This window comes from Bacillus sp. DJP31, assembly GCF_049310945.1.
Classification (GTDB): domain Bacteria; phylum Bacillota; class Bacilli; order Bacillales; family SA4; genus Bacillus_BS.
Genome location: NZ_JBMERO010000073.1, coordinates 1 through 2,836, shown reverse-complemented (window position 1 = coordinate 2,836; position 2,836 = coordinate 1). Strand labels below are relative to the sequence as shown.

The 2,836-nt window shown below is 32.9% G+C and carries 4 protein-coding genes; all 4 read left to right on the top strand.

The features are described from left to right. The first annotated feature begins 288 nt into the window (after positions 1 to 288). The 4 genes from ACOI1C_RS22390 to ACOI1C_RS22375 all read left to right on the top strand — a co-directional run bounded on the left by ACOI1C_RS22390 (position 289) and on the right by ACOI1C_RS22375 (position 2,576). Positions 289 to 786, top strand: a complete 498-nt coding sequence (locus ACOI1C_RS22390; RefSeq protein WP_422512846.1) for a fasciclin domain-containing protein — start codon at positions 289 to 291, stop codon at positions 784 to 786. A 298-nt stretch (positions 787 to 1,084) separates the two neighbouring features. After that, positions 1,085 to 1,513 (top strand): GNAT family N-acetyltransferase, encoded by a 429-nt coding sequence (locus ACOI1C_RS22385; protein WP_422512847.1) that lies wholly within the window; start codon positions 1,085 to 1,087, stop codon positions 1,511 to 1,513. A gap of 62 nt (positions 1,514 to 1,575) precedes the next feature. Beyond that, positions 1,576 to 2,169 (top strand): hypothetical protein, encoded by a 594-nt coding sequence (locus tag ACOI1C_RS22380; RefSeq protein ID WP_422512845.1) that lies wholly within the window; start codon positions 1,576 to 1,578, stop codon positions 2,167 to 2,169. Between the two features lie 44 nt (positions 2,170 to 2,213). Continuing rightward, positions 2,214 to 2,576: a DUF4440 domain-containing protein gene (locus tag ACOI1C_RS22375; protein ID WP_422512844.1), complete on the top strand. Its 363-nt coding sequence runs from the start codon at positions 2,214 to 2,216 to the stop codon at positions 2,574 to 2,576. The last annotated feature ends 260 nt before the right edge of the window (positions 2,577 to 2,836 follow it).

The window sequence follows — 2,836 nt, the reverse complement described above, 5'->3', positions numbered from 1 at the left end:
TTAAATAGAAAAAGACGCAACCTTTGAAGAGCTTAAAAAGGAAATAAAGAGTTAAGTGAATACAACAACTGTAGATACCAGTGGGATTTAAAATAGTTGATCCCTGTAAGTTCAGAGATCACTTCTAATTTTGAAAACTTAATAAGGTTAGTGAAATTTTTTTCTTACAAGTAAGGATAAAAAAGGTAATTAAACGAATACTACATTCTGGAAGTGTGGCGACTAATACTGGTGTAGTGTGTGATGCTTCTTAAAATTTGTTTTTGAAAAAAAAAGGAGGAATTATTAATGGAAAAGAAAATGTATGCAGCGTCTATATTGATTTTTATGATGGTGATGTCATTCACAACAGGTGCCTTTGCGGCAGAATATCCCGTAAATAATCAAAAGGACATTGTTGATACAGCATTAGCGGCAGGCGAGTTCAATACTTTGGCTGCAGCTCTAGAGAAAGCGGGTTTAGTCGAGACACTGAAAGGTAAAGGTCCGTTTACTGTATTTGCACCAACAGATAAGGCGTTTGAGAAACTTCTACAAAAATTAGGTGTAACAAAGGAAGAATTATTAGCTAGAGATGACTTAAAGGATATTTTACTGTATCATGTTCTTTCTGGTAAAGTGCTTTCATCTGATTTGAAGGATGGCTTGAAGGTTAAAACGTTAGCAGAGAAAGACGTGACCATATCACTTGACCCAGTTCAAGTGAACAATGCAAATGTCACGAAGCCGGACATCTTGGCTTCAAATGGTGTTATCCATGTGATTGATGAAGTTTTACTACCATAGGTTTGATAGTAGAGATTCGCTAAACAAGACATAAATAATAAAAGTATAACGGAGCATTTCTGTCTTTTGAGAAATGCTTTTTATTCTGTCTTAAATAAATATTAGTCCTGAGAGAAAAATCAGGTATTACTAAGAAGGAAATATTTTCTAAGTATCGAATTCTATTAGTAATTCCTTACTTCAAGAAGGAAGTAAGGTTTTTTATCATTGTCGATGTTTTCGTTTTTTGTTTTTAGAGAGGGGCTTTAAAGTGATTCGAAGTTTTCATTCATAAGATGCACAAGAGGTAAACGAGTTAATTAATAGAGCAAAGTTAGTATATGGAATTCCAGAAGTAGAAGAAATTCAAAAGAATGCGATTGTATTTGCTGTTTATGAAGAGCCATATATTAAAGGACTGGCATACGCTACGATTGATACTAATGATGCTAATGAAAACGTGGCACAAATTAAACTATACGTTGATTCCAGTTCTAGAAGACAAGGAATCGGCAAGTCGTTATACGACCACTTAGTATTTACCTTAAAAGAATTAAAATCAGATATTCTTACCTCCTATATTAAAGTTGATATTGAAAATCCGAGATCATTTTGTGATAAGTTAGGGTTTCACAAATGGTGGGGGTCACCTAAACTCTACTATAAAGAGCCTAGTTTTCCAGAAGTAGATCTAGAGTTTTCTCAATATGTAGATAAATACTTTAATCACTATGTAAAAATGGTGTAGGAATGTTTTTACGGTGCGTAAGTCTAACTAAATTAAATGTTTGTTTAGAATTGGAGGCTACAATGCTGAATTTAATTCGTAAGGTTTTTATGATTGTAGTAGCTGCCTTTTTATTTTTCGTTTTTCTAAAGAATGCTCATTTCATAGAATTTCTTTTCATCAACTATTTTGTTTATTTTCTTGTTTTAGTTATTATACTCGCTGTAATAGTGTGGTCTTCTTACAAATTAGATGATTTGAGTTCAATCACTAGGTCCAAATATCCGATTCAACTCTTTGCAAGTTTGTTCATTATCTTTTTTCTTATCTTTCAACTATTCACCACATATTTTTATTCCGAAAAGTTTCTTAGAGAATCTGGATTAGAAAAAATTAAAATGTATTATCATCTCTCCAATGAAAAACTTGATGATACACAGAGGTCTAAAATTACTGAAGATGCTTTAACTGAGCTAATGGCTTTTTCTTTACTATCACTTAATCGCTACCCAAAAGAGGAACTAATCGGAATTGAAATAATTAGTTTGAGTCGTAATTATTATCAGTACGACCTAGTTGTTAATATTGAGAGTCAAAATGAGAAAGCTACTTATCGTTTTACTTTTGTAAGAGAAAATGGAGATTTCAAAATAGAAGGTTATTCAGTATTAAATTAATAGTTTGCAGGTGAAGAGGAGTTTATTAATAGTAGGAAAGGAAGGTGAAGACTTTGGACGAAACCTTAAAAGAACATATATGCACTCTAGAAAAACTACTATTGCAACCCGATATTCGTTCGAATCTAGAAGAATTAAATAGATTACTTGCTGATGAATTCTTTGAATACGGTAGTTCGGGTACTGTATGGTACAAAACAGATTGTACTATAAATGGTGGATTAAGTATAAGGAAAATGTCCCTATATGACTTTGAGTTGCACACCTTATCTGAAGGTGTTGTTTTGGCTACATATAAGGTGAATGATGAAACGAGAAAACAATTAACTCTCAGAAGTTCCATTTGGAAGTTCATCGATGGAAGATGGCAAATGTTTTTTCACCAAGGAACCGTGACAAGAGCTTAACAAACACTACTAATATAGTAGAGGGTATTTACTTTCTGAAGGAGAATGATGGTAATTGTATAGTGATTTTCAACCAAGGTTTATACATAAAAGGACAATACTTAAATGTCCAAGATAACTATAGAGAAAGCATCTGTAACCGTCAAGTACTTTTGAACACTTTTTGCTCATTTATTTTGAACACTTTTATCCATGTAATATCCCCACCCAGTTATGCTGCTAGGCGGGGGCCGTATTTAAAATGGCAGCTTTCCTAATTG